This is a genomic window from Nocardia sp. NPDC059240 (genome assembly GCF_042753865.1).
GTDB lineage: Bacteria > Actinomycetota > Actinomycetes > Mycobacteriales > Mycobacteriaceae > Nocardia.
This window is the reverse complement of record NZ_JBHZAC010000016.1, coordinates 105,319-129,897: the sequence shown is the minus strand read 5'-3', so window position 1 is coordinate 129,897 and position 24,579 is coordinate 105,319. Positions and strand designations below refer to the sequence as shown.

The 24,579-nt window shown below is 69.6% G+C and carries 20 protein-coding genes; 10 read left to right on the top strand and 10 right to left on the bottom strand.

Annotated elements, in window-relative coordinates; genetic code table 11:
* Positions 1-45: 45 nt before the first annotated feature.
* The 3 genes from ACFXHA_RS40510 to ACFXHA_RS40500 form a co-directional block, all read right to left on the bottom strand.
* Positions 46-228, bottom strand: coding sequence for a hypothetical protein (locus ACFXHA_RS40510; RefSeq protein ID WP_379365877.1), 183 nt, complete (start codon positions 226-228; stop codon positions 46-48).
* Between the two features lie 84 nt (positions 229-312).
* A complete protein-coding gene (locus ACFXHA_RS40505) occupies positions 313-810 on the bottom strand; it encodes a tellurite resistance TerB family protein (RefSeq protein WP_379365875.1) in 498 nt (165 codons plus the stop codon).
* Between the two features lie 186 nt (positions 811-996).
* Positions 997-2,175, bottom strand: coding sequence for a winged helix DNA-binding domain-containing protein (locus ACFXHA_RS40500; protein WP_379365873.1), 1,179 nt, complete (start codon positions 2,173-2,175; stop codon positions 997-999).
* A gap of 134 nt (positions 2,176-2,309) precedes the next feature.
* On the opposite strand from ACFXHA_RS40500, the gene ACFXHA_RS40495 reads away from it, so the two are divergent.
* From ACFXHA_RS40495 to ACFXHA_RS40485, 3 genes are all read left to right on the top strand, one after another.
* Positions 2,310-3,278, top strand: coding sequence for an alpha/beta hydrolase family protein (locus tag ACFXHA_RS40495; protein ID WP_379365871.1), 969 nt, complete (start codon positions 2,310-2,312; stop codon positions 3,276-3,278).
* A 103-nt stretch (positions 3,279-3,381) separates the two neighbouring features.
* Positions 3,382-3,672, top strand: a complete 291-nt coding sequence (locus ACFXHA_RS40490; protein ID WP_379365869.1) for a hypothetical protein — start codon at positions 3,382-3,384, stop codon at positions 3,670-3,672.
* Positions 3,673-4,053: 381 nt separating this feature from the next.
* On the top strand, positions 4,054-4,611 hold the full coding sequence (locus ACFXHA_RS40485; protein ID WP_379365867.1) for a hypothetical protein: 558 nt from the start codon (positions 4,054-4,056) through the stop codon (positions 4,609-4,611).
* Between the two features lie 8 nt (positions 4,612-4,619).
* Here ACFXHA_RS40485 and ACFXHA_RS40480 read toward each other — a convergent pair whose 3' ends face one another.
* Positions 4,620-7,109: an FtsX-like permease family protein gene (locus ACFXHA_RS40480; protein ID WP_379365865.1), complete on the bottom strand. Its 2,490-nt coding sequence runs from the start codon at positions 7,107-7,109 to the stop codon at positions 4,620-4,622.
* A gap of 120 nt (positions 7,110-7,229) precedes the next feature.
* Between ACFXHA_RS40480 and ACFXHA_RS40475 the strand changes: the two genes are divergently transcribed.
* The 3 genes from ACFXHA_RS40475 to ACFXHA_RS40465 all read left to right on the top strand — a co-directional run bounded on the left by ACFXHA_RS40475 (position 7,230) and on the right by ACFXHA_RS40465 (position 10,997).
* Entirely contained in the window at positions 7,230-8,174 is a 945-nt protein-coding gene (locus ACFXHA_RS40475) for an NAD-dependent epimerase/dehydratase family protein (protein WP_379365863.1), read from the top strand.
* Between the two features lie 68 nt (positions 8,175-8,242).
* Entirely contained in the window at positions 8,243-9,118 is an 876-nt protein-coding gene (locus tag ACFXHA_RS40470) for an arylamine N-acetyltransferase (protein WP_379365861.1), read from the top strand.
* Between the two features lie 280 nt (positions 9,119-9,398).
* On the top strand, positions 9,399-10,997 hold the full coding sequence (locus ACFXHA_RS40465; protein ID WP_379365859.1) for a protein kinase: 1,599 nt from the start codon (positions 9,399-9,401) through the stop codon (positions 10,995-10,997).
* Between the two features lie 90 nt (positions 10,998-11,087).
* Here the strand turns inward: ACFXHA_RS40465 and ACFXHA_RS40460 are convergent, their stop codons facing one another.
* Complete coding sequence (locus tag ACFXHA_RS40460; RefSeq protein ID WP_379365857.1) at positions 11,088-11,933, bottom strand: helix-turn-helix transcriptional regulator; 846 nt, start codon at positions 11,931-11,933, stop codon at positions 11,088-11,090.
* Between the two features lie 143 nt (positions 11,934-12,076).
* On the opposite strand from ACFXHA_RS40460, the gene ACFXHA_RS40455 reads away from it, so the two are divergent.
* The 4 genes from ACFXHA_RS40455 (at position 12,077) to yidC (ending at position 14,814) form a co-directional block, all read left to right on the top strand.
* Positions 12,077-13,123, top strand: coding sequence for an aldo/keto reductase (locus tag ACFXHA_RS40455; protein WP_379365855.1), 1,047 nt, complete (start codon positions 12,077-12,079; stop codon positions 13,121-13,123).
* A 78-nt stretch (positions 13,124-13,201) separates the two neighbouring features.
* Positions 13,202-13,489, top strand: coding sequence for a putative quinol monooxygenase (locus tag ACFXHA_RS40450; protein ID WP_379365853.1), 288 nt, complete (start codon positions 13,202-13,204; stop codon positions 13,487-13,489).
* A gap of 142 nt (positions 13,490-13,631) precedes the next feature.
* On the top strand, positions 13,632-13,928 hold the full coding sequence (locus ACFXHA_RS40445; protein WP_379365851.1) for a DUF6412 domain-containing protein: 297 nt from the start codon (positions 13,632-13,634) through the stop codon (positions 13,926-13,928).
* 106 nt (positions 13,929-14,034) lie between these two features.
* Complete coding sequence (yidC, locus tag ACFXHA_RS40440) at positions 14,035-14,814, top strand: membrane protein insertase YidC (RefSeq protein WP_379365849.1); 780 nt, start codon at positions 14,035-14,037, stop codon at positions 14,812-14,814.
* Here the strand turns inward: yidC and ACFXHA_RS40435 are convergent.
* From ACFXHA_RS40435 to ACFXHA_RS40415, 5 genes are read right to left on the bottom strand one after another with little or no spacing between them, the layout of a single operon-like run.
* A complete protein-coding gene (locus tag ACFXHA_RS40435) occupies positions 14,778-18,866 on the bottom strand; it encodes a hypothetical protein (RefSeq protein WP_379365847.1) in 4,089 nt (1,362 codons plus the stop codon). The genes yidC and ACFXHA_RS40435 overlap by 37 nt on opposite strands.
* Positions 18,867-18,872: 6 nt before the next feature.
* A complete protein-coding gene (locus ACFXHA_RS40430) occupies positions 18,873-19,463 on the bottom strand; it encodes a hypothetical protein (RefSeq protein WP_379365845.1) in 591 nt (196 codons plus the stop codon).
* A complete protein-coding gene (locus tag ACFXHA_RS40425; RefSeq protein WP_379365843.1) occupies positions 19,453-19,728 on the bottom strand; it encodes a hypothetical protein in 276 nt (91 codons plus the stop codon). The genes ACFXHA_RS40430 and ACFXHA_RS40425 overlap by 11 nt, the downstream gene beginning before the upstream one ends.
* Before the next feature lie 28 nt (positions 19,729-19,756).
* The gene (locus ACFXHA_RS40420) at positions 19,757-20,290 is read right to left on the bottom strand and encodes a hypothetical protein (RefSeq protein ID WP_379365841.1); all 534 of its coding nucleotides are present in this window, start codon (positions 20,288-20,290) and stop codon (positions 19,757-19,759) included.
* 53 nt (positions 20,291-20,343) lie between these two features.
* A complete protein-coding gene (locus tag ACFXHA_RS40415) occupies positions 20,344-24,540 on the bottom strand; it encodes a hypothetical protein (protein ID WP_379365840.1) in 4,197 nt (1,398 codons plus the stop codon).
* Positions 24,541-24,579 lie beyond the last annotated feature (39 nt).

Below are 24,579 nucleotides of genomic sequence, written 5' to 3'. Positions count from 1 at the left end.
CGATTCGTCCTCGGCGTGCCACTCGGCCGGGGACGAATCGCCTGCTCAGCGCCGGTAGACCGGCGCGTCGACCAGCCAGCCGACGCCGCTGCAACCGGTGCAGAGAATCGCCGACCCGTTCGGGGTGTAGCCCGCGCAGCCGGTGCCTTCGCACCAGGCGCAGTAACGCCAGCCCCGATTCGGGTGGACGGTGTCGAGCAGAATATTGAGGAACCCTTGAATCGCCATGCAGAGTGAATCTCCTCGCTAGGCATCAAACGTCCCAAGAATGCGGCACGCGGCCAGTCACTGTCCAGCAAAAGCCAGAGGCCTTTACACACCGAATTCGTGTGGGTCCAAGTGCAATACTTGACAAGCCTCGCGAATCACCGTCATCGCGTGGGCGTCGAGTTCGCCGTCGATTCGCCCGACCAGCAGACCGATCCGCACCACCGCGTGCGCCTGCTCGGGATATTCGGTCGCCTTGGCGATCTGCGCCATCGCGTACGCGTGCCCGAACGCCGGATCCATGATGAGCCGGGCGCAATTGTCCTCGAACAGATTTCGCAGTGCGTCGGTGGACAGCCGGCGCAGCACATCGTGCGCGCCGGCCATCTGCGCGACCCGCATGCGCGCCGCCGGATCGATGCGGCCGTCGGTCGCCGAGAGCACCGCGCACATGCCGATCGCGGCATCGCGGAATGTCTCGCCCCACGCCTCACATTCGGGCGCGAGTGGCAGACCCGTCGAATCGGGGTGTGCGGACTCGGGGCCGGTGCCGGGATCGGTGGGGGTGGATGCCGGGGAGACCAGCCGATTCGAGAACGCCATGACACACTCCGAAAACTCGCCGAACCCGTGGACCTCCCCAAGTCCGAGTTCGGATCGTGCGAACAACAAATCCGACAGTAACACCCCTACCGCCCGCCAGGGTCGCAGAAATTCTCCGAATACTCGTGCACAGCAACCACACAGAGTGTTCGCGCACCGAGACGAGGGCGGGATGCAGTGCATGGATCAGGCGGTGAGCTCACGCTCCAGCGGTGTGCGGAAGCGGGGGATGGCGCGCACCTCGCCGTAGAAGGCGTGCATCCGTTCGGCTTCGGCGTCGATGGCCTTTTCGGCCGCGGAGCCCACATCCTCGAGCAGCCGCCGGACGATCTCCCCGTCCGGCCGCTGCGCCCAGCCGCCGACAATGCGGCCGTTCCACCAGATGGTCGGGCCGATATTGCCATTACGGTCGAACAGGGCGGGCTGATGCGGGCCGAGATACCACTCGCGCGACTGCCAGCCCATCGGCGTGGGGTCGAGGGCGGGTAGCAGTGCCGCCCACGGTTCGGGCGCGGGCGTGGGTTCCAGGTCGTCGGCCAGCACCAGGCCGGTCTCACCGCCGAGATCCACTTCGGCCGTATCCACCAGGGCGAGGGTCTTGCGGACCTCGCCCAGCGTCCAGCCCGTCCACCATTTGATATCGCTGATCGGCGCGGGGCCGAAGGCGCGCAACCACTTCCGGATCAGCTCGGCGCGGGCCTCCTCGAGCGGCGGCGGCGAAATCCCTTCCGGGATCCAGGATTCGACGGGGGCCCAGGTGTATTGGCTGCTGGCCCAACTGCCATTGGGGCGTCCGCGCACGATCCGGCCCTCGCAACCGAGCGCCACCAGGATCCAGGTGGTGATGTTGGTCGGCTTGGAGTACGGCTTGCCCGGCGCGGTGTCCACCTGGGTGCGCAGGCGCGGCACCTCCTTGCTCAGTTGCGCGCCCGTCGCGGAGCCGCGGGCCAGCAGTGCGGCGTGGGTCTCCCGTTCGACGTCGTTCCACCAGGCGAGCAGATTGCCTTCCACCACATTCTGCTGCTCCAGGTAGCGGCCGTAGTTCTTGCGCTGCTTGTGCGCCAGCCCGTCCGCGATCGCGGACTGCAGGATCGGCACCAGATCCAGGGGCGCGACGAACATGGTGCGGCGCATGGCCAGTAGCCGCAGCACGGTTCGATCGTCGTAGAGCGCCTGCTCCAGATGACCCGGCTCGATGCCCACCCCGCGTGCCGCGACCGACAGGAAAACGGTGGCCGGGTCGGTGGCGTGCAATGCGACCACCGACTCCACGATCTGCTCGACCGCCCCGGCGCGGGCCTCGGCGGCCAGCCGGTGCCGGATTCCCAGTCGAGCCCGCCGCTCCGCGGCATCCATCGAACGCATGGGCGAATCCTAGCCTCCGACACTCGGATTCACGTGGTGGTCGGTGTGTGAACCCGTTGCGGCGTGGGTACCCGGCCGGGCGTCCGCCACGTGCGACGATGCCGAACGTGGGTGGTCGCAGACGAAGAGCACGGGTGATCTTGACGGTCGCGGGCCTGCTCGCGGCGACGATGATTGCGGCACCGGCGGTTTCGAACGCGGCCCCGGAGGGCGCGTCGGTGCCCTCGAACGGCGTGTCCATCCGCCCGGTGACGCTCACCGTGGACGGGGAGGCCGCCACCGGCCGGGTGTACGAACCCGAGGGCGGCGCACGGGCTCTCATCGTCGCGGTGCACGGCCATGACGGCAGCGCGAGCGACTTCCCCGACTACATGGCCTCGATCGTGCGCGCCACGGGCGCGGCCCTGGTCACCATGGATCAGCGCTCCGACGCGAGTACCTGGCGCACGGGGGAGTGGAATGTGTGGGCGGGCTGGCGTGACACCGTCGCCGCCACCCAGTGGTACCGCGCCGAACACCCGGGCCTCGGCCCGACCGTCCTGTGGGGTTGGAGCCAAGGCGGAGTCACCAGCGGCCTGGCCGCCATCTACGCGCCTCCGGGCACCTACGACTACTGGGTGGACACCTTCGGTCACGCGGGTGACGTCACCGCCTGGTTCGAGGCCGACCTCGCGGGCCGCACCATTCGCGGCGAAATCGAACGCGACGCGGGCAACTGCACCCCCTTCACCTGCCCGCAGGCATACATCGACCGTTCGCCGGTCCTGATGGCCAACCGCGTCGGCGTCCGCCACACCATCCTGTTGCACGGCACCGCCGACCCGTTGGTCCCCTACAGCTCCTCGCTGGAAATGCGATCCGCCCTGACCCTCGCCGGCAAACCCACCTCCCTCTACACGGTGGTCACCGGCCGAGACCTGCAGGGCAACATCGTCCCCGGCGACCACGGCATCAACCCCGTCTTCTTCGAATCCGGCTGTGCGGTCCAACGCCTCCTCCTCGGCACCGAACCGTTGGCCGGCAACTCCGACTACTACATCGACATCGCCGCCGGCGTGGACACGGCCCCACCAGCCCCGCCGAACGCCAAGTGCGCAGCCTGATCCGATGTGATCCCGGTCATCAACACCTAACAGCTACCGCACAGCTACATATAGACGAGGTGTTCCCACACCAGTTTCCAACCCGTCTCCACAGGAGGACCCCATGAAGCACCGCGCAGCCCTACTCACCGCAGCGGTAACCACCGCCCTCGTGGCCCCCCTCCTCACCACCGCCACCGCCTCCGCCGACACCTGGCAACCCTTCCCCGGCATCTCCATCCCCCTCCCCGACGGCCTCTTCCGAGGCCTCCCCGGCGTAATCCCCACCCCGCCCCCCGCCCCCGGCCCCAGCCACACCGAAGGCGACCCCTGCGAAGGCGACGGCCACTGGGTCCACCTCGACGGCGGCAACGCCGCCCACTACGGCACAGAATGGCTCTGTGCCCACATGTAATTGGTCCGATGTCCCCGCCAGGCTTGCCAGGCTTGCTCTGATGCCGGGCGCGAACGAGGTTTTCGGGGCGGCCGGCTCCGGCGGGCACGCCTGGACTCTCGAACCACCGCTGAAGATGCCTATTGGGAGCTACACGACGAGATCGCCTACCATCCAAAGCATTCGACCGGCCTCCTCTACGACTTCGCTCAGTGGTATCGCCGTTGGCTGACTCGGGCCGAAGCCGAACTCACAAACCAATAGCCCGGCACCGGGCAAATTCCGTATTGACTGCATTAGGGTTCTGCCGTGCGGGTAATGGCTTTGGCTGCATTGGCGTTGGTGGTCACGGGGTGTTCGGGTGAATCGGTTGGACCGGCGACGACGAGTAGGTCGGCTGCGGTGTCGACGACGACTGCGGTCAGTTCTGTCGAAGTTCCACCGGGGGAATCGTTGTCGGCGTTGGTGGATTGGGTGAAGGCGGGGGCGCCGGTTGATCAGGAGAAGTATCGGCCGTCGTATCCCGGAGACCCCGATCCCGACGCGACCAAGGGGGTGGTCTCGTTCACGAGCCCGTCCGGGAAGATGGCGTGTGATACCGAGGGCGGCTTGGTCTTCTGTGATGTTCGCCTGTTGGATCCGCCGCCGCGACCTGTTGTCGGACAGGGAAACTGGGAATCCGGCTGGATCGACTATCGATCCACTACAGCGAGTATCGGTAGCTTGGCCGGTGGCATTCGCGTTGGGTGGGGTCTGGGGCCGGTGTTGCCCTATGGCAGCCGCGTTGATTTCGGTGACTACAGCTGCAGGTTGGAAGCAGACGGGTTGACCTGTGTCGATCCGGCTGTGAATACCGGGGTTCGGATCAGCGACGGCGGGATTGTTCCGTTCGGCTGCCTGCATCGGCTGTCCGGCTCCGACCCCGCGTCATCGAGTAAAGGTGTGGAGTTCGGCTGCTGAATGGGGGGCTAGTCGATGCTGACCGCGTCGACGATGTTCAGGCGAGCGGCTCGCATGGCTGGGGGGATGGAGCCGAGGAGGCTCAGAGCCAGTGCGGCGGTGGTGAATACGAGTAGGGCGGGGCCGGGGCGGAAGTGGACGTCGATGCCGAGGGTGTCGGTGGCCAGGAGGGAATAGAAGAACTGGTCGGTGAGGCCCAGGGCTACGCCCAGGGCCGCGCCGATGAGGCCGATGGCGGCGGCTTCGGCGAGGACCATGCGGAGGGCGAAGCGGCGGCTGGAGCCGACTGCTCGGAGGATGCCCAGTTCTCGGCGGCGTTCCAGGAGGGCGAGCGTCAAGGTGTTGAGCAGGGCCATGGCGGCGATGAAGGCCACGATGACCAGCATGACTCGGGAGAGGACCAGGCCCTCCTGCATGGCTCGGCTGACGCCGTCGAGGGCGGCGGGGCCGGAGTAGACGTGGATTTCGGGTGGGATGGCGGCTTGGATCGCCGAGATCAGTTGGTGGCGGTCCACTCCGGGGGCGGCGTCGATTTGCAGGGTGGTGGAGCCGGGGCGGGCGAACCAGTCGCGCATGAGGGTGAGGCTCATGGCGGCGGTGCCGCCGAGGGCGGAGAAGTAGGAGACCGTCGCCAGCACGCGGGTGCGCTTCTCACCGCCGGGGGTTTGCATGGCGAGTTCGTCGCCGCGCGAAACATGCAGGGAGCGGGCGAGATCCCGGGACAGGACGATGCCGTCGCCCGCGGCCACACGACGCTGGGTGTCGGCGTCGATCGCCTGGAACAGGGAATAGTCGCTGCCGGGATCCACACCGTAGACAACGGCTTTCGTGCCCGCCACGGTCGCGAACGCCATCTGCCCCTGGACGATGCGGCCGATGCCGGGGACGGCTTCGACGCGGCGCACCACCTCGTCGGGCAGCAGCGTGGTGGGAGTCATGTCCTCGGCGGACATGCTGACCCAGGCGTCGCAGTCGGCGAGGGAGGCGAAAGTGTCACGGGCCGAACGGGTTGCGTCCGCGTTCGCGCCGGTGATGGTGATCGTCATGCCGACCGCGATGGTCACCGTCATGAGCGTCGCCCAGACCCGTCGTGACGCGCGGTCGATGTTCACCCCGGCCAGCACCCCGGCCGGACCGAGCCGCCGCGCCACACCGCCCGCTGCCCGCACGATCGGCCCGGCCAGGGCGAAGGCCAGCAGGATCTCCGCCGCGAACGCGAAACCCAGTGCGGCCGCGGCGAACAGACCCAGATGCGCCCGCTGGATGATTACCGCGACGACGGCCAGCCCCAGCCCCGTCACCGCGCCCGCGACCCGCAGCCGTCGCGACACCACGTCGGCGCGGGACACCCCGACCGGGGCCAGCGCCTCGACCGGCGACACCCGGTACACCTGCCGTGCCGCCACCGCCGAGGCGGCCACATTGGTCAGTGTCGCCGCCGCGATCGCCACCGGAATCGCGTAGCCGGGCAGGATGTATTGCAGCCGCGCATCCATCATCTGCGTGAACGCGCCGGGCAGCAGGCCGATCGCGTACCGGCCGACGAACACTCCCAGCACCGCCCCCAGCAGCCCGCCGAGCAGTCCTAGCGTCACGGCCTCCGCGATCACGTCCCGCACGATGGTCTGCCGCCGCGCCCCGATGGCCCGCAGCATGGAGATCACCGGCCGCCGCCCGGCCAGCGCCATGCTCATGGTGTTGTAGATCAGGAACGCCGACACCACGAACGCCAGGCCCGCGCCCATGGACGCGATGAACCGCACCATGACCACGCCATTGTTGCTCTGCGCTGCCCGCGCGGCCGGGGTGTCGACCAGCGCCCGCCCGGCCACCACCGCCGTGACCGCCGACTTCAATTGCGCGATATCGGTATTCGGTTTCGCGACGATCAGCACCGAATCGAGTTGCCCGACCCGCCCGGTGAGCTGCTGCGCCACCGGTAGCGGGGCGACCAGATAGTGGCCGCCGTTGAGCCCGGACAACCGCTCACCCGAGAGCACGGCGGCCACGGTCACCGCACGCGGCCCGAACTGCACCCGCTGCCCCTTGGCGAATCCCGTTGCGGGCCCGGCCAGTACACCGTTCGGCACGGCGAGCAGATCCGCCATCTCACTGCCCGCCACCGCACCCTTCAGATCGCTGCCCAGCGCCGCGCTCGACGCGTCGACCCCCAGCACCAGTAGCCGATCCGCATCCGGTCCGGCACTGGCGCGCAGCATGGGCACGGCCGCCGCCACCCCCGGCACCGCGGCCACGTCGACGCGCACCTGCTGCGGGAACCCGGCATCACTGACCCCCGAGATCTCCAGTGCCGCATTGCCCGACAGCCCGGCCGCCAGCCGCGTCACCGACCCGGTGAGCGAGCCGGAGATGCCGATGACGGCCACCAGGAAGGCCGAGCACACGGTGAGTACGACGATCGACGCTACGGTCCGCCCCCAGTGCGTGGTGAACTCGCGAATAGTGAACAGCCGCAGCCGGTCCAGCAGCGCGATCATGAATCAACGCTAGGTTCCGCCGCGACCGGTGTCCACCCCCTGCCTGGTCCCGTCTCAGACATTAGGCTGCGGGGCAGTGTTTCCTGAAGCACGCGGCGCGGTGAGACGAGGAGTGGCGCAATGAAGGTCGTGGTGGCCGGGGCGACAGGGGCGATCGGACGACCGCTGGTCACCGCCCTGCGCAAGTCGGGACATCAGGTGTACGCGCTGACCCGGGGCGGACGCGGCGCGGAGACCGCCCGCTCCCTCGGCGCGACCCCGCTGGTCGCGAATGTGATGGACCGCTCGGACCTGCTGCGTGCCACCGAGCGGCTGACCGCCGACGCGGTGGTGCACCAGCTCACCGCCTACCGGCATTCCCCGCCGACGCACTATCACGCGCCGGGACTGTTGCGCACCAACGCCTTACGCGAGGTCGGCAGCAAACATCTGGTCGAGCTGGCCGAGCGGACCGGCGCGCGCCGCTATCTCACCCAGTCGCTGATTCTCGGCTACGGGATGCGTGATCACGGCCCGAACCCGGTCACCGAGGCCGAACCCTTCGGGCGCATCCCCGGCGACGTCAACGACGCTGTCATCGGCGCGCTGCACGAGGCCGAAGCCGCCGCCTGGCGTGCACCCGGTATCGACGGAATCGCCTTGCGCTACGGCCTGTTCTACGGCCCCGGCGCGTCGGACACGTTCGTGCGGGCGCTGCGGCACGGGATCCTGCCGCTGCCCAATACCGTCACCGGGCACATCGGTTTCGTCCACATCGAGGATGCCGCCGCCGCGACCGTCGCCGCCCTCGAACGCGGGGTGCCCGGCCAGGCCTACAACATCGTCGACGACGAGCCGGTCACCTGGGGCGCGATGTTCGACGCCATGGCGCAGGCGATCGGCGCGCGCCCGCCCCGCCGGCTGCCGCCGCGCCTGGTGCGCATGGCCTCGCCGTTGGCCGCCGCCCAGATGCTGGATCTGTCCATCCGGGTCTCCAATGCCAAGGCGCGGACCGAACTGGGCTGGCAGCCCGCCTATCCCACCTATCGGGAGGGACTGGCCGCCCTGGCGGGCGCGGCCCGCTGACTGTCCCGGAACACTTTCGCGCCGCCGTAAGTTGATCATCGCGACAAGGCCCCCACAGGAAGGCAGCGATGACGACACCGGCGGACCCCACCTACACCTGGCTGGGCGAGGAACTCGACCTCGACGCCTACCTGGACCGGATCGGTTTCACCGGTGCGCGCACGCCCACCCTGGCCACGCTGCGCGAGCTGGTCCGCGCCCACAACACCTCGATTCCGTTCGAGAATCTGGAGGTGATCCTGGGCCGCGGCGTCCCTCTGGATCTGGAATCGCTGCAGGACAAGATGATCCGGCGGCGACGCGGTGGCTACTGCTACGAGAACGTGGCCCTGTTCGCCGCGGCGCTGGAGCGGTTGGGTTTCGAGTTCACCGCCATGTCCGGCCGCGTCACCCGGGGTGCGACGAATCTGCGCCCGGCCACGCACGCGTTGTTGCGGGTGCGGGCCGACGATCGGATCTGGTTGTGCGACGTGGGTTTCGGCTGGGGTCCGCTGGAGCCGGTCGAGCTGATCGCCGATCGCGGCGAATTCAATGTGGGCGCATGGCGTTTCAGATTGGAGCGGACGCTCGACGCGGTCGGCGGCGAGCTGTGGAAGCTCTACCAGTTCGGCGCCGACGGCTTCGTGGACCGCCACACCTTCGCCACCACGCCGCAATATCGCGTGGATTTCGCGGTCGGCAACCACTTCGTCTCCACCTCGACCCGGTCCCCGTTCACCATGCGGCCGTTCGTGCAGCGCTTCCATGCCGATGTCCATCACCAGCTGGACGGCACCACCTGGACCACCAGCTACCCCGACGGCGTGCAGGAGATTCGCGAGCTGGAGGTGGCCGAGCTGCCCAAGGTGCTCGCGGAGATCTTCGATGTCGATCTCGACGCAGCCGACGTCGAGCAACTGCTGCGGGCCGAGTGGCCGTTGGCCGCGCAGGGGCGGATTTCATGAAAAGTTGCTGAACCCCGTCGCTGTGCGGGAGCAAACACACACCAAACCGTTTGGTCTATGCCTCGTCATAGATGCACTCCGACCAGGGATTTCCGGTATCCGGACACGCAGCTGTTGCTCAGGTGCGGCGCAGATCTCACCGAGATCTCGCTCATATCTCACGCTGACGTCGGCGATCCGCCCATTGCCCGCTACACTCGTGCGGGGAAACGCGCGGGCAACCGCGCAGTCAAACAGTCGTCTCGGAGAACCACGGAGTAGTGCCATCGAAACCGGCCAAGTGATCGCAGGGCACTACCGCCTGGTCGAACGGATTGGTAGCGGCGGCACAGGTGTCGTCTGGCGAGCCGTGGACCAACGGCTCGAACGGTCCGTGGCGGTCAAACAGATCATCACGCAGCCGAGCCTGTCCGACGCGGACAAGGACATCGTCCGGCAACGCGCGGCCCGTGAGGCTCGCAACGCCGCCCGCTTCCAGCATCCGAACGCCATCGTCGTGTTCGACATCACCGAGCACGAGGGCGACCCGTGCTTGGTCATGGAATATCTGCCCTCGCAGAGCCTCGCGGTGGTGCTGTCCGCCTCGGGCACACTGCCACTGCCGCAGGTCGCCCGCATCGGCGAACACGTGGCAAGCGCGCTCATCGCCGCGCATCGCGCCGGGATCGTGCACCGCGACGTCAAGCCGGGCAACATCCTGCTCGGCGACAACGGGGCGGTGAAGATCACCGACTTCGGCATCGCCAAGTCCAAGGGTGATGTCACGCTCACGGCCACCGGTCTCATCTCCGGCACCGCCGCCTACCTCGCCCCCGAGGTAGCGCGTGGCGCCGAGCCGACTCCGGCCGCGGACGTATTCGCGTTGGGCGCCACCCTCTTCCACGCGCTCGAGGGCGAACCGCCGTACGGCACCAATCCGAATCCGCTGGCGCTGCTGTACGCGGCCGCCAACGGTCAGATCAGCGAACCGCGTAATGCGGGACCGCTCTCGGATCTGCTGCTGTCGCTGCTCAGCTTCGAGCCGGAGGACCGGCCGAGCATGCTCGACGTGCGCGACATCATGGCCGAATTCGCCGAACTCGGCCCCGACGCGGAAGCTACCCGGGTGATGGCCGCGCGCCGCTCGGGTCCGGCCACGCCGCCCCCGGCCGCATCCCCGCGCAACGCACCGCGTCAGGCCCGGCAGATGGATCGGCGGTCCTCAGCCAATGCCGATATTCCGACCGGCGCCATGAGCCAGGCGCAGCTGCTGGAGACCCCGCCGCCGCGTCCGTCCATGAACGGCGGGCCGCCGACGCGCAATCATCCTGTGCAGGAACCTGATTACTACGACGATGACGAGCGCGGCGGCTCGAAGAAGTGGCTGTGGATCGCGTTGGTCGTCGCCGCGGTGGTGGCGGGTGGCATCGTCTTCGGGCTGCTCGGCAACTCCGGCTCGAACAACGACTCGGGATCCGGCGGTAACTCCAGCGCGGCCAAGGCCACGACCTCGGCGGGTGTCACCAAGGGCGCTCCGTCGGGCCTGGGCCAGACCAAGAGCGCCGGCACGGTCAGCTTCGACGCGGCTGTCGACGCGGTGTCGTCCTTCTGGGACGACGTCACCTACACCCGCTACGCCGACGCCTGGAAGCTGTTGACCCCGGCTGCCCAACAGGTCTACGGCAATCAGCAAGCGTTCCAGATGTATTGGACCCAGAACCCGGTCCTGAAGTACTCCAGCATCCGCGGCGCCAATGGCGGCGGCACGGTGAACACCGACGGTTCGGTCGACATCGTGCTGGATTCGCTGCAGACCAAGAACGGTGGCAGCAAGTCGGTGGCCACCCGCGTCATCGACGCCGGCGGCGGCAGCCTCCAGATCGACAGCGACACCAAGTAATTCGTCATGCGACGAGGGCCGCACCGGAATTCCGGTGCGGCCCTCGTCGTTTCGCGGAGGGGAAGCCCGAGTGGTGGAAAACGCTGAGGTTCAGCGGAGTTCGGCGGTGGCCAGGGAGCCCAGCAAGCGAAGGGCGTCGGCGCTGGGGGAGTCCGGCTCCACATGGTGGGCGACCAGGGCCTGGTCGGGGTCGTCGGGGAGGCGGAAGGTTTCGAAGCCGAGTTCGATGCGGCCGACGATCGGGTGGCGGTAGATGTAGTGGCCGTGGGTTTTGTCTTTGATCTCGTGCAGGTCCCACAGGCGGGCGAAGTCGGGGCTGTGGGTGTTCAGATCGTCTATGAGGGTGGCGATTTCGCAGTCGCCGGGGTTGCGGGCGGCGTCGAGGCGGAGGTAGGCGACCACGTCGGCGGCCTTGGCGGGCCAGTCCTCGTAGAGGTCGCGCATGCCGTCGTCGAGGAAGACCAGGCGGGCCAGGTTGCGTTCCTCCGGGGGTAGCGCGCCGAAGTCGGTGATCAGGGCGGCGGCGAGCCGGTTCCAGGCCAGGACGCTGACACCGCGGCCGACGATGTAGGCGGGGACGTCGTGGGCGGTGTCGAGCAGGCGGCGCAGGCCGGGGCGTACCTCCTGGACCGCGGGTGGCTCGTCGCCCGACCAAGGGCGGGCCAGACGGTAGAAGTGGTCGCGCTCAACCTGATTCAGGCGCAGCGCCCGCGCCACCGCGTCCAGCACCGACTCCGAGAACTGCAGGCTGCGGCCCTGTTCCAGGCGCACGTAATGATCCACGCTGACGCCGGCCAGCAGGGCCAGTTCCTCGCGGCGCAGGCCCGGAACCCGGCGGCGCGCGCCGTGATCGACCAGGCCCACCTCGTGCGGGCTGAGCCGGGCACGGCGGGAGCGTAGGAATTCACCGAGTTCGGCGCGACGATCCAAGGTCATGTCCCCAGTCAACACGCTCGCCGCCGAATCCATCCCTGGTCATGCCGTGCCCAGGCAGACGCCGCACTGTTTACCCGCCTCGCGACCGGCGAATGTAGTGCTCAACGCCGTAACGGACGGCGAAAATAGACGAGGAGCACACGATGACCTCCCTTCCCACCGCACAGCTCGGCACCACCGACATGCGCATCAGCCGGATCGGATTCGGCGCCTGGGCGATCGGCGGCGCAGGCTGGCGCTACACCTGGGGTGAGCAGGACGACGCCAATTCCATCGCCACCATCCGCAAGGCCGTCGAGGCCGGGGTGAACTGGATCGACACCGCCGCCGTCTACGGGCTCGGCCACTCCGAAGAGGTGGTCGGCAAGGCCATCGCCGGGCTGCCCGAGGCCGACCGGCCGTTCGTCTTCACCAAGGCCGGACTGGTGTGGGACGACAATGACCGTGCCGCCGCGCCCAAGCGGATCATGGCCCCCGCCAGCGTCCGCCGTGAGGTGGAGGATTCGCTGCGCCGGCTGGACCTCGAGCGGATCGATCTCTACCAGGTGCACTGGCCCGATACCGGTGCCTCGCTGGACTTCGCGGACCCCGACGGCGTCGACCCCGCCCTCGCCACCCCGCTCACCGAATACTGGCAGACCATGGCAGACCTGGTGCAGGAGGGCAAGGTGCGCGCCATCGGACTGTCGAATCACGATGTGGCGCAACTGGAGATCGCCGAAGCCATCGCCCACGTCGACGCCGTCCAGCCGCAGTTCTCGCTGCTCAAGCGGCAGTCGGCCGACGAATTGGCTTGGGCGGCAGCCCATCACACCGGTGGCATCATCTATCAGCCGCAGCACTCCGGCCTGTTGACCGGAACCTTCTCCGCCGAGCGCGTCGCCGCGCTGCCGGAGGACGACTGGCGCAAGGGTTTCCCGGAGTTCACCACCGAACTCGACCGCAACCTGGCGCTGGTGGAGGCGCTGCGGCCGATCGCGGCGGCGCATGACACCTCGGTGTCCTCGGTAGCCATCGCCTGGACCCTGACCTGGCCGGGCGTCACCGGTGCCATTGTCGGAGCGCGCAGCCCGGAGCAGGTCGACGGCTGGATCGATGCCGCCGCACTGGAATTGACCACCGCCGACCTGGACGCCATCGCCGCCGCCCTGCGGGCCACCGGCGCGGGCGAGGGCCCTGTCGGTCGCTGACCGGCCGCTGCCAGCCACTCCGAATACTGTTCGACCCCCTGATATTCCGACCACTGAGATCATTCGAGGAGCATCATCATGACCCTGCACGTCGTCGCCGAACTGCGCGCCACCGCCGGCCAGGAAGACCGCCTGCGCACCGCCCTGGAAGCCATGATCGAGCCGTCCCTGGCCGAACCCGGCGCCATCTCCTACCAGCCCTTCGTCAACCCGAACGACCCGGCGCACATGGTCGTGGTGGAGGAATGGCAGGACGCCGACGCCCTCGAAAAGCACTTCACCACCGAGCACTTCCAGCACATCGCCGGAGTGCTGGAGGGCATTCTGGCCGAGCCCATGATCATCAAGCGCACCGTCAGCGAGTAATCGAGCGGCTCGCCGCCGAACAACCGGCCCGCCGCCACACCGGATCCTCGCGCCCCCGCGGTCACCCGCGGGGGCGCGGTCGGGTGGCAGTGGCGGGGAACACACGGTGCCGGGTGATCGGAACGCGGGTAAGGTCGGGCGCATGGTCATGCGGATTCGTTCTACGGCGCTGTTGGTGTGCGCGCTCGTGGTGTCCGTGTGGGCCGTGTTGTATCTGGGCGCTGCCAGTCCGAATTCGCTGATCGTGCTCGGTGCCGCCGCGCTGGTCGCCGTGACCGCGGCGCTGTTGTCCGCCCGCGGGCCGCTGGTGTCGGCCGCCACCTCCGGCGGTCCGGCGGAATCGGCCGCCATGCGTCGCCGGGGCAGCTTCCGGCGGCAGAGCCACCCCGACGCCGCGGGCCGTCCGCGCCCGCGCGCCCCAGGAATCCTCGCTGCCTGACCTTTCGTGTGCGACCGATCGCGGTCGTGCGCATGGTCGGGTTCTTCGCCGTCCCGAATTCCCTTCGCCCGCAGCCTGAGCGGGCGCTGCGCAGCGAGGTATTCCCATGCTCGATTTCATCTACTACCCCGTGTCCGCCGTCCTGTGGCTGTGGCACACCGCCTTCGCGTCGATCCTCGGCGCCTCCAGCGGCCTGGCCTGGGTGCTGGCCATCGTATTCCTGGTCATGACCCTGCGGGCACTGCTGTTCAAGCCGTTCATGGCGCAGTTGAAGTTCTCCCGCGCGCTGACCGAGATGCAGCCGCAGGTGCAGGAGATCAAACGCAAGCACGCCGGTGACCGCGAGAAGCAAGCCCTGGCGATCCAGGAGTTGCAGAAGGAGGCCGGGGTCAATGTGCTCACCGGGTTCCTGCCGATCATCGGGCAGACGATGGTCTTCATCGGGCTCTACCACGTACTGCGGTCCTTCCAGCCCGGCCACACCGAGAATTATGTGTTCGGGTCCGGTCAGGTGCAGTCGTTCCTGAACGCGAAACTCTTCGGCGCACCGCTGGCCGACACCCTCACCCACGCGGGATCGAATACCGCCGCCGTTGCCGCCGTGGCGATTCCGCTCATGATCATCGCCGCGGTCGCCACCCACTTCACCGCTCGCGCGGCCATCGCCCGGCAGACCCCGCCCGCCGAGGGGGCCGCGGCGAGTCAGGCGCGGATCATGAACATGTTGTCGCAGTGGGCGTTCCCCGCCGGTGCCCTGCTCTTCGGCCCGGTCATGCCGATCGCCATCCTGATCTACTTCGTCACCCAGAACGCGTGGACCTTCGGCCAGCAGCACCTGGTCGCCACCCGCTACGGGCAGGAGCGGACGAAGGGCACGGTGTCCTGAAACATCTGCCGCCACAAGGCTTCACCGATCCGTTCACCGGTGGCCGCGCACAACCGCACCGCCACCGTCTCCGGATCGGCGAACCACAGCACGGAGGTCTGATCGCCGACCGCGAGCACCCGTGACTCGTCGCGCGGTGGCAGGAACACGAACCAGTTCCAGCCCACCGGCGCCGAGAGCGGCGCGCTCGCGGCCGAAAGTTCGTCCCCGGCACCGATATTCCACAGCCGGGCGGTGCGGTCGTCGCCGCCGGAGGCCAGCCGCCGCCCGGCCTGATCCAGGGCCAGTGTGCGCACCGCCCCGATGTGCGCTCGAATCGACGCGGCCGGGCGGACCGGATCGGCGACCCGCCAGGCCCGGATCATCCCGGTATCGTCGCCGGCGAACAGACACTCGCCATCCGGGGTGAACCGCAGCACCTCCACGTTCGCGCCGCCCGCGTCCACCGTCCGATGCACGGGATGCTCAGGATCGGCCAAGTCCCACAGATGAATCCGGGCCAGATCGTCGGCGGCCGCCACCACCGTGCCCGACGGCGCGACCGCCGCCGTCCGTAATTCGCGATCCGAGCCCGCCAGCACCGCCCCGCGCCGTCGCGGAGCCGCCGGATCCGCGACATCCCACACCTGCAGCATGCCATCCGCGCCCCCGCCGATCAGCCGATCACCGCGCGGGCCGAAAACCAGAACATCCCCGGCACTTCCGGGCAGCGGCGACCCGAACAGATGCGGATGCGCGCGATCACGCACATCCCACAACCGCACCCCGCCGCCAGCGCCATCTCCGGCCCCAGGACCGTCTCCGCCCGCAGCATCGCCTCCCACCCCAGCGTGGTCTTCCACCCCAGGATTCGCTTGGCCCCCGGCGGACGCGGACCTACCTCCGTCGGCGTGAGTGCTTGGGGTGGAACGAGTTTCGCCGCCGGTGGCCAGGACTTCGCCGTCCGGGCGCAACGCCACGCGCACGCCGACACGATCCTGTGGCCCGCCGGGCGCTTCGCCGAGTGGCCGTGAGCGTCGCGGATCGTCGACCTGCCACAACTGCACCCGGCCGTCGCGCAGTCCGGCCGCCAGCAGTCCGCCGTCGGGGGTGAGGGCGGCGTCGGTCAGGCCGCCGCCGAACAGCATCGGCACGTGCACCAGTGGCGTGTGCCAGACCACCACATGCCCGTCCGCGCCCGCGGTGACCGAACGGGTATCGGAGATCAGGGCGAGCGGGCCCATGGATCCGGCACCGCCCTGGATGACCAGTCCGGTCGGCAGCACCCGCCCCGGTTCGCGGGTGTCCCACACCCGCAGCGCCCCATCGGATTCGGCCGCCACCAGCGCGCCACCGTCGTGCGCGAAGGCCAGTCCGAGGATGGGAACGCGCCGCTCGTGCTCCTTCTCGATCACGCGTGGCGTGGCGGGTTCACGGACGTCCCAGGTGAGCAGTGCGCCGTCGGCGGTTCCGGCCGCCAGCAGTCCGTTGGCTCCCAGCACGAGCGCCCCGACCCGGCCCGCCACCGCCAGCCCCGTCCCGACAGCCGTGATCGCGCCGTCGGCAGTGGCGGACCAGAGCCGCACCGCCCTGTCCTCGCCCGCGCTCGCCATCAAGACCGGTGCCGGATCAGCGGCAGCCGGTGCGGGTTTGCCGCCCGGTGCGTCGGGACCGGTGCCGGGCGGGCCGGGCTGTGCGGGATCCGCCTGCGCGGGAGGGGTTTCGGCGAGCGCGGGCTCGGCAGGGTCGTCGATGATGTCGCCGTGCGGTACCGGATCGCTGGCGAGTGCTACCGCGTGGATCGCGCCGGTATGCGCGGCGGTGGCGCTCACTCGTCGAATGGCTTGCGGCGCGGACACATCGAGCGTCGACAGGGTTCCGGTGGCATCCGCCGTGAGCAGGGTGTGATCGCCGGGCAGGTAGCGGACGGCGGTCGCCGGTGCGCCCAGTTCGAAGCTGCCCACCGGCCGCGGAGCGTGGGCGTGGGTGAGATCCCACAACCGGATCGTGCCGTCCCGGCTCGCACTGGCCAGCGTGTTCTCCGAGCTGTCGAAGGCGACCGCCTCCACCCGGTCGCGGTGGCCGGTGAGCGGTGCCCCGACCGCGGTGATCGCGCGCGCGTCCGCCAGATCCCAGAGCCGGATCGTCCCGTCGCCGCCACCGCTGGCCGCGAGCTTGCGGGCGGGCGCGGCGGCCAGAGCGAGCACCGGCCCGGCGTGCGCTTCGGCGGAACTGATATCCAGCGAAAGGCTTTGCGCCGCCAGCAGTCTCGCGCGAGCGGCCGGGTCCTCCCGGTTCATCCGGTACCCGGCCAGCGCCAGCTGCGCCGACAGACCCGGATCGATGTCCTCGAGCCGCTGGGACGCGCCGATGATCTCACCCAGCCACGCGCCGCGGCGCTCCTCGGCCACCGAGGCCCGACTCACCAGGACGGCGGCCGCCAGCACCACCGCCAGCACGGTCAGCGCCGCGATCCCGGCCTGCCAGGCGCGGCGGCGGTGTACCCGGCGGCGATGCCGAATCGTGGACGCGGACAGGAACTCCCGGGCCAGCCGGTTCGGGGTGCCGGTGCGGTGCAACCAGGTATTCGCATCTTCGAGCCGGGTGCGCGAGTAGAGCAGTCTGGTGGGCCGCTGCTGTCGCGACCATTCGCGCGCGTCGGCCTCGATATGGGGCCGCAGCGCGGCGAATTCCCGTTCCTCGCTGATCCATTCGCTCATCCGGGGCCAGGCGGTCAGCAGCAGGTCGTGAACCAGCTCGACGCGGTCCTTGTGCCGAACCAGGACCTGGTTGCGGATCAACCAGGCGATGACGGCCCGGGTGATGTCGGGGTCCTCGGCCTCGTCGATGAGGACGTCCGGGGACAGGCGGTCGCGCTGGGTGGACGTCGGGCCGATGAACGTCAGGGCGATGAGGATGTGGCGCACGGCGGTCTGCTCGCGTTCCCCGAGGCGAGCCCAGAGGATCTCGCAGCCGTTCGCGAAAGCCGCTCGCATACCACCGGTTTCGCGGTAGGCGTCGAGGGTGAGGGTGCGCCCGTGTCGATGCTGCCACGTCTCGAACAGGATGTGGGAGAACATGGGCAGCCGCAGCGGACTGTGCGGATCGAAGAAGGCCATATCCGCCAGCAGCACCTCCAGGAGGCTGTCCTCGACCTTCAGTCCCGTGACGGCGGCGGGCCGGGTGATCGCCTCGCGCAGTTCGGCATCCGTCATCGGCTCCAACAGCATGGACGGCTTGCGCAGGGCGTCGGCGGTGACCGGATGCGTCCTGAGATCGGTGAGAAATCCACTGTCACAGACCAGGACGACGCTGGTGCGTGGTTCGGCGTCCGGGCGGGCCAGCTCCGCGAGTTCGGTCAGGAAGCGATCGGCGACCTCCGGCGCACATCGGGTGAACAGCCTGCGCGCCTTGTCCACCAGCAGGATTCGGGGCCCCGGTCCGGCCTCGGCGAGGGTCGCGCCCAGATCCGCGCCGGGGGTGACCAGCACCGGCACCCGTCCCCGCGGTTCGGCCCGCACGCCGGCGGCCAGGAGCGACGATTTCCCGACGCCGCGCCCGCCGAGCAGCACGACGATCGCGGGATCGGTTCCGGCTTCGGCCGCTTCGATCAGATCCCACAGGCGTTGCGTCGCCGCCGCGCGCCCGAAGAACAGGTCGGCATCCTCGGGGCGAAACGCCCCGATGCCGCGATACGGTGCGCGACCGCTGTCCACGGTCTCCTTGGCCGCCTTCGCCGCCTGCCAATCCGCCTGCCAGTGGCGCGGATCCAGCAGGGTCGGGTCGGCGGGCGGCGGCTGTCGCCTGGCCTCGCGGATCAAGACCTCCAGCACCGGGACGACGGCGTCGAAGGTGGCGGGGGTGCGATTGCCGCGCCGCCAGTCACTGATGCGCTGCGCGGTGATCGGGGTGCAGCCGGGACGCAGCCGGGTATTGGCGGTGCGGATCACCTGCTTCACCGGGGGTGCGCCCGCCGCCGCGAACAGCGCGGTCAGGCGGGCGGCGAAGACGGCGCGGCCGTCCGGCCCGCCGGTGTCGGAGGGATCGGTCGGCAGCGTGCCCGGCGCCCGCAATCGCGCCTACCGGCGCAATCCGGGACCCGCGACCGGCGCGGCCGCAGTGGACGGTGCGACCGGACTCGTCGGCGCGACCGTGGAATCGGCGAAAACCGTGGAACAGGACAACCGCATACCCTCCACCGATGTGTCGAGCGCGTGCAGTGACCGTTGGACCGAATCGACCGACTGCTGCGGCGGACTCGACCCGTCGACGGCCTGGGCGAGTTGCGTCAAAGCGTCGTGCAGCGCCGCTCCGGCAGCGGCGACGGCCGTGAAGGCCCGCCGGGGCAGCGGCTCGGTCATCGTACCCGCCGCGGTGTCCAGATTCGTGTCGACGAGCGCCGACAGGCGTGCCGCCTCCCGCACCCGCTGCTCGACTTCGCCCAGGTCACCGCGTTCGGAGGCCGGTCCGATGCCGTTCAATTGCGTCGACAGCGACCGGAAGGTGTCCTGCAGGCCGCCGATCACCCGGCCGCCGGAGGCGCAGTCGGCGGTATCCGGGTCGGCGGCGGGCTTTTCGGCCGCCGGACCCGAACAACCGGCCAGGGCGGCGACGGTCATCGCGCAACCAACGATGACCGTCGCCACCTGCCGTCCCGTGCTACGCGACATGGGACAACCCCGTCAGCACGGCATCCTGCACGGCGGGCAGGAATCCCAGATTCGCGGCCAGCGCCAGAGCAACGCCGAACCGCATGCCACGATGCCGATTCCACCAGCCCACCGGGCCCCGTCGCGGCCGGTGACAGCGCTCGCGGACCTCGGTCTCCGCCGCGTTCTGCTCGTAGTAGCCGTAAGCCACAGGGGCCGAACGCATATCGAGCAGACCGCCGAGCGGATCGACCACACCCGTGGAGCTGAATCGAGTCTCGATCATGGCGTACTCCTCACTGCGAGAGAGGGATTCAGGAGATGGCCGCGGTCCACGGCTGCATCAGGGCGTCGTGGACCTCCTGCGTGTAGCGGCCACGACCGACCAGGTCGCCCAGCACCGCCGCCGTCACGGCCTGACTGACCGCGGTCAGCGTGCCGATCGAACCCAGCGACTGCAGCAGCCCCGCCAATTCGCCGCCGGTCGACGGGGTCGCCGAGACCGCTTGCCCGGCAATCAATCCCGCCACTTGCACATTGCGGGATCGCCCGAATTCCTTGGCCGTTTCGCTCGCGATCCGCAGCGGCTGCGGATCCACCGCCGGCTGCCCGAAGCTGGACAACAGCCCGCCCAGCCCTTCCGCGCCGCCGGTGAACGCGCTCATGCTGTCCTGCATGCGCTTACCGGCCTCCGCGTTCATCCGCTCCCGCTCCTCGGCGGTCAACTGCGCGGCCCGCTCCACGATCCGCAGCACCGCCGCCCACTGCGGGCCGTAGAGGTACTCCAGGTGCAAGGCGGGGTCGATGGCGGTGAACGGGATGGTGGCGTCGTTGGTTTCGATGCTCATGGCGATCTCCTTCGAGTGATGGGATTCCATTGGGGGAGTGGAGCTGTCGAGATTCAGACTCCGACCGAAACCAGGCGTCGAGAGTCGCTGTCGCGCAGACCGTCCGCCGCGTTCGCACCCACCAGCGGGATGTCGGCGTGGGCGACCGGTGCGGCCGCCGGCTGGTTCGCCGGAGCCAGCAGTTGCATCAGCCCGGCGATGACCTGATCCAGGCTCGCCGTATCGGTAATGCCATCCAGGAACTGCGTCCCGGTCGCGGCCGCGCCACCACCGGTGGCACCCGGATCCATGACCCCGCGAATCGCGGAGATGAGGTACGACCGGAACCCCGGATCGAGCAGCAGTAGCAGCGGCACCAGCACCAACGCCGGAATGCCCAGCGCCGCTGCGATACCCAGTGCGGGGACGGCCAGCGCCGCGAGCAAGGCCAGGCCCGCACCTCCGGCGAGCGCTGCCGCGCCTCCGGCCGCGACCACGGCAAGGACCGGCAGCGCGAGCGCCAGGAACGCGCCGACGGGGATGCCGACCAGCAGCAGCGCGAGCAGAGCCACCGCTGCCAAGCCGGCCAGCGCCAGCGGAATGCCGATGCCCAGCAGCGGGATTCCGATCACGGCCGCGATGGCCGCGCCGATGGCCAGCACCGGAACCGCCACCGCGGCGGCAGCGAGCGCTGTCGCTCCCAGTGCGGCCAGCGCCAGCAGCGGAAGTGCGAGGGCGACCAGCCCGGCGAGTGCGAGCAGTGCCAGCGGAATGCCGATGGCCAGCACCGGGATTGCGATCGCGGCCGCGATCGCCGCGCCGATGGCGAGCACCGGAACCGCCACCACGACTGCGGCGAGGGCTGCGCCACCGAGTGCGGCCAAAGCCACGACCGGCAGTGCCACCGCCAACCCTGCCACTGCCGCCAGACCCAGCCCCGCCACTGCAGCCAGGGCCAGTGCCGCCAGCGGGGCCAGGATCAGTGCCGCCAGCGGGGCAAAGATCAGCGCCGCCGTCAGGGCCAGCACCACGCCCGCGGAGAAGTCGAGGATCGAGCTCGCCAGCCACGCCATGAGCACGAGACCCGTTGCGCCCGCCCACAATCCGCCGAACAGCACCGACGCGAACAGCGGCACCGCGAAGAGGCCGAAGGCGCTGACGCCCAGTGCCACGGCGGCCACGATCAGTCCGGCCAGCAGGAACGGCGACCAGAGGGCGGCTGCCGCCAGTGCCAGGATCGGCGAGAGCGCGGTGGACAGGATCGGGGCGAACGGGCCCACGATCAGGAACGGCAGGGTGAAGACCACGGCCAGTACCAGTGCCGCGACGCCGACCGGCAGCATGGCCACGGTCAGAGCCACCGTGACTGCCAAGGTCGCGATCACCCCGGCGATGCCCACCGCGGCCAGGCCGATGAGTCCGGCGACACCGACCACGCCGATCGCCGCCAGCGCCGCGATCGTCGCCGCGATCGCGATCGGAATCGCGACCAGGGCGAAGGGCGGGAACAGCAGCGAGGCGTAGACGAAGGTGCCGATGATCAGCAGGGCGATGAGCGCGGGCGCGATACCGCTCGCCACGGTCAGCACCCCGACCAGGCCCAGCAGCAGGCCGGACACGATCGCGGTGCCGCCGATCCCGCCGAGCACGATCAACAGCTGTGCGCCCAGCAGCAACGGCAACGCCAGCAGGGCGAGCGGCGGATTGATCAAGACCAGCGCGAACAGCGCCAGACTCAGCATCACGAAGCTGAGGACGTTCACGGCCAGACCACCGGCGATGATCGCGGCGACCACCGCCAGCGCGACGCCGATCGCACCGGCGGTCAACGCCACCACCGGCGCGAAGGTGAACACGAAATCGAGGGCTGCCAAACCCATCACGGCCGCGGACACGATGGCAGCGAAGGCGATCAGCGCAGGCAGCACGAACGGGATCGTGTACGGCATCAGGAACATCAGCAGCCCGCCGAGGATCACCGTGACCGACGCCCAGGTGACCGCGAGGCTCAGCAGCGCGGTCGTGGCGAAGCCCAGCAGCAGCCCGCCGACACCCACCGCCCCGAACAGGAACAGCAGCCCGAGCGCGGCCGGGAGCCCGACCAGTAGCGCCAGGAACACCGGGGCCAGGATCGGGCCGATGATCGGCAGCGCGAAAACCAGTGCGAACGTGGCGATCAGACCCAGGACCGTGGCCACCACCGGCGCGATGACGCCGCCCGCGATCAGGATCAGCCCGGCCGCCGCGCCGAGACCCCAGAGTGCCACCACCGCAGCCAGTTTCACCGCCATCGCCGCCAAAGCCAATGCCAGCAGCGCGATCACGGCCGTGGACCCGACCGCCGTCAGCGCGATCAGCCCGGTGAGGAACAGCGCACCGATAGCGATCGCCGAGGCCAGCCCCACCGCGCCGAAGATGAGCAGCGCCGCCACCCCGAGAATCGCGAAGATCGGCAGGAAGATCAGCCCGAACGGGGTGAACAGCGACGCCACCGACAGCACCGCCAACAGCGCGATCGCCGCCAGGAACGTGAGGCCGAGCGTGCCGAATACCGAGGCCGCCAAGCCGATCGACCCGAACACCAAGGTGCCGAGGGCGATCACCGAGAACGCGATCGGCGCGATGATCAGGCCCAGGAACGGCAACAACACCGTGGCCACCAGCCCGGCCGCCAGCGTCGCCGCGAGAATCGCGATCATCGCACCGCCGCCCACCGCCAGGAACGTCATCGCCAGCGCGATACCGCCCGCCACGACGACCGCGAACGCGGCCACGCCGAGCGTGAGGATCACCGGGGCCAGCACCTGGAAGGCGATGAACGCCACCGGAAGTGCCACCAGCAGCACCGGAATCGCGATGATGGCCAGCACCACGAGCACCGGAATCGCCAGTATCGCGAGGATGATGCCGCCGACCACCAGCGCGCCGATCACGAAGGGCGCGGCCACGATCGCCGCCAGCACCACGATCGCGCCTATGCCGATCGCGCCGATGGCCAGCGCACCGGCGAACAGCAGCGGCGCGATGGCGAACAGGCCCACGATGGGCAATGCCAGCAGCGGCAGCGCGGCATCACGTCGCACCCCGGTACCCATGAGCATGGACCGCAACTCGTGCAACAGCGGCTCGGCCGCCGCACCAGGATCCGCGATGAGCCCGAGCACCGGGGTCAGGAATCCCAGCAGTGGAGCGAGCCCACCCAGGGCGGGCGCGGCGAACCCGAGCACAGACGCACCCAACGCGTCCAGCCCGGCGGCCGGGTTCGCCACCAGATTCCGGACACTTTCCGCGAGCTGCTGCAGCGGATCCCCGCTGCCGACCGTCTGTCCCAGGATCGGATTCAGCAGTTCCCGCAGCCCCTGCGCCGGATCACCCGCCTCCTGCGGGAACCCGAACAGCGCGCGGCCGCGGTTGATCAGCTCCGCCACCGGGTCCTCGCCCAGGTCCTGGCGTCGCGATCCGGCGGCTTCCACGGTCTGTCTCACGAACGCCAGCAGATCCTCCACCGGCTGCCGCAACGGCCCGGACGGGAAGGCCTGATCGGCCCAGGAACCCAACTGCCCCAGATCGATTCGCGAGCCGACCACCTGCGCCGCCACCTCGGCCAGCTGCGCGACCGGCGATGACACGGGACCCAGCAGCCCGGCGGCCGGCGTCGGCCCGCTACCCGGGACCATCGTCTCCCCGGCCACCGGCCCACCGGAAGCCGGTGCGGCGCCGGGCGATTGCGCGGGCGGGGTGAACAGGTCCCGCAACTGGCTCAGTCCCGGCTGGGCGGGAGTTCCGGCGGGCGCGCCACCCAGCGCATTCACCGCCTGATCGATCACGTTCTGTGCGGCCGGTCCGAGATTCTGGCCCAGCGCACCGAGATCCGGCATCGGCAGGCCCAAGCCCCGAGCGGAAGCGCCCAGATCCTGCACCGCCGCACCGATATTCGGGCCGGCACCGGAGCTCAGGTCCTGCGCGGCGGCACCGAGGCCCGGGACCGCGTCACCGAGGTTCTGCAATCCGGCGCCGAGCTGCGGCGGCAGCGGCACCCCGAGCGGCGTGACCGGCTGCTGCGGGTCCCCGAGCGCGGACCGGGTACCGAGATCGATGGGCGGTAGCGGCAGCACCGGCCCCTGTGCCGCGGCCTGCCCTGTGCCCACCATGACGGTGGCCAGCGAGGCGAAGGCGGCCGCGGCGTACAGGCCGCGCCGGGAGCGCTTGCAATCCTTGGCTTGCCGGGCGGCGCGTTTGGTCGTCCGGGTTCGTACCAGCGTTGCGGACATGGAGGAACCTTTCGATCGACGGAAAGGGAATGCCTCGTG

Excerpts from the sequence above, each read along its gene's own strand:
- ACFXHA_RS40445 (WP_379365851.1), top strand. The coding sequence starts at position 13,632 with ATGGTCATGCGGATTCGTTCTACGGCGCTGTTGGTGTGCGCGCTCGTG.
- ACFXHA_RS40480 (WP_379365865.1), bottom strand. The coding sequence starts at position 7,109 with ATGATCGCGCTGCTGGACCGGCTGCGGCTGTTCACTATTCGCGAGTTC.
- ACFXHA_RS40415 (WP_379365840.1), bottom strand. The coding sequence starts at position 24,540 with ATGTCCGCAACGCTGGTACGAACCCGGACGACCAAACGCGCCGCCCGG.
- ACFXHA_RS40505 (WP_379365875.1), bottom strand. The coding sequence starts at position 810 with ATGGCGTTCTCGAATCGGCTGGTCTCCCCGGCATCCACCCCCACCGAT.
- ACFXHA_RS40450 (WP_379365853.1), top strand. The coding sequence starts at position 13,202 with ATGACCCTGCACGTCGTCGCCGAACTGCGCGCCACCGCCGGCCAGGAA.
- ACFXHA_RS40460 (WP_379365857.1), bottom strand. The coding sequence starts at position 11,933 with ATGACCTTGGATCGTCGCGCCGAACTCGGTGAATTCCTACGCTCCCGC.
- ACFXHA_RS40475 (WP_379365863.1), top strand. The coding sequence starts at position 7,230 with ATGAAGGTCGTGGTGGCCGGGGCGACAGGGGCGATCGGACGACCGCTG.
- yidC (WP_379365849.1), top strand. The coding sequence starts at position 14,035 with ATGCTCGATTTCATCTACTACCCCGTGTCCGCCGTCCTGTGGCTGTGG.
- ACFXHA_RS40490 (WP_379365869.1), top strand. The coding sequence starts at position 3,382 with ATGAAGCACCGCGCAGCCCTACTCACCGCAGCGGTAACCACCGCCCTC.
- ACFXHA_RS40430 (WP_379365845.1), bottom strand. The coding sequence starts at position 19,463 with ATGTCGCGTAGCACGGGACGGCAGGTGGCGACGGTCATCGTTGGTTGC.
- ACFXHA_RS40500 (WP_379365873.1), bottom strand. The coding sequence starts at position 2,175 with ATGCGTTCGATGGATGCCGCGGAGCGGCGGGCTCGACTGGGAATCCGG.
- ACFXHA_RS40510 (WP_379365877.1), bottom strand. The coding sequence starts at position 228 with ATGGCGATTCAAGGGTTCCTCAATATTCTGCTCGACACCGTCCACCCG.
- ACFXHA_RS40425 (WP_379365843.1), bottom strand. The coding sequence starts at position 19,728 with ATGATCGAGACTCGATTCAGCTCCACGGGTGTGGTCGATCCGCTCGGC.
- ACFXHA_RS40455 (WP_379365855.1), top strand. The coding sequence starts at position 12,077 with ATGACCTCCCTTCCCACCGCACAGCTCGGCACCACCGACATGCGCATC.
- ACFXHA_RS40420 (WP_379365841.1), bottom strand. The coding sequence starts at position 20,290 with ATGAGCATCGAAACCAACGACGCCACCATCCCGTTCACCGCCATCGAC.
- ACFXHA_RS40470 (WP_379365861.1), top strand. The coding sequence starts at position 8,243 with ATGACGACACCGGCGGACCCCACCTACACCTGGCTGGGCGAGGAACTC.